Source organism: Sphingomonas sp. CFBP 13714 (assembly GCF_014842205.1).
Lineage (GTDB): Bacteria > Pseudomonadota > Alphaproteobacteria > Sphingomonadales > Sphingomonadaceae > Sphingomonas > Sphingomonas aerolata.
Genome location: NZ_JACYVG010000032.1, coordinates 1 through 1,363, shown reverse-complemented (window position 1 = coordinate 1,363; position 1,363 = coordinate 1). Strand labels below are relative to the sequence as shown.

1 protein-coding gene and 1 pseudogene are annotated in these 1,363 nt (G+C 59.1%); both read left to right on the top strand.

What is annotated here, in order from left to right; genetic code table 11:
- Window positions 1–236 (top strand): annotated as a pseudogene (locus IFT54_RS20165) (recombinase family protein); the annotation flags it as partial.
- 84 nt (window positions 237–320) lie between these two features.
- A complete protein-coding gene (locus IFT54_RS20160; RefSeq protein WP_192071982.1) occupies window positions 321–1,109 on the top strand; it encodes a HEAT repeat domain-containing protein in 789 nt (262 codons plus the stop codon).
- Window positions 1,110–1,363: the final 254 nt, after the last annotated feature.

The window sequence follows — 1,363 nt, the reverse complement described above, 5'->3', positions numbered from 1 at the left end:
GAGCATTGGCTGAGTTCGAGCGCGCCTTGATCGTGGAGCGCACCCGCGCCGGCATGACTTCCGCCCGTACGCGGGGGCGTCACCTGGGTCGGCCTCGCGCCCTGACCGGTGCGCAACTTCGCAAAGCCAGAGACGAGATCGCCGCTGATCGCGAAACCACCGCCAGCATGGCGACCTTGCTCGGCGTTAGCCGATCGACCCTGTGGCGGGCGCTAAAGGATCAGCCAAGCTTCTGACCGCTATCGCCCAAATCCAGTCGTTCGGCATGAAATGCAGCGTTCCTGATAGCGGACGTTAAGCGGCATAATTATGCTGACCGAATGACGAGCCCTGTCGATGATATCCGGTCCATAGCGGACCTCTGGAAAGCAGCCTTTCAGGCTGATGACGATGCAGCTTGGAACGCGGTCGCCGCTCTTCACTGGCGCGGCTCCAAGGAAGTGTTGGATCGCGCTGTTGCCTTGACACGTTCAAGTGACCCAGCATCGCGGGCGCGCGGTGCGGATGTGTTGGGCCAACTAGGCCTCCCCGAGCGCACGTTCCCCGAAGAATCTTTTTCAGCCGTGCTTCCTCTTCTAAAGGACGAGGTGCTGACCGTAGTTTATGACGCGATATACGCTCTTCAACATGTTGACCGCGTGCGAGCGGCCGCGCACATCATCCCTTTTGCTGATCATTGGGACGATAACATCCGGCATGCCGTGGCTTTCGGCTTAGGCGCGGTCGATACACAGGAGGCTCGACAGGCTCTTTTGAAGCTGATGACGGATTGCGAGCCGGATGTTCGCAATTGGGCCACCTTCGGTATCGGGCAACTAACCGATGTCGACACAGACCAGATACGCGCAGCCCTTGCTGTGGCGCTATCGGATGACGACGCTCACGTGCGTTACGAGGGCATCATTGGCCTAGGACGACGTAGAGATAGCCGCGCTGTACCGTATCTAAAGTTGCTGCTTCATGAGGACCCCGACGACATCTTCGCACGAGAAGCCACCGCGAAGGTTCTAGGCCTGAATGAAAGCGGGCAGATCGCGACGGCTGAACTGCTTGGGGCGCTTCAACGGCTTCAACGATGGAGCGGTGGTAGTCTGCCTCGTTCTATGTAGCGGCCGCCTTGTCGATTGGTCTGCTTGGTAGCTGCCGGGCCGCTATCTACATTCCGCTTTCGCCCACTACCGGACCTTCATGATCCGGCGTAATTGTCCGCAAATGACGCCTTTTACTGAAGCTGAGCTACTTGCAAACAGTGCAGCATATATCGCCGAGCTTGAGGCTTCTGGCCAAGGTGGCGCCGCCCACCCGAGGGTCTGCCACCACTTTTTGCCTTTGGACGGCGCGATGAAGGACGCCTACTTGCCAG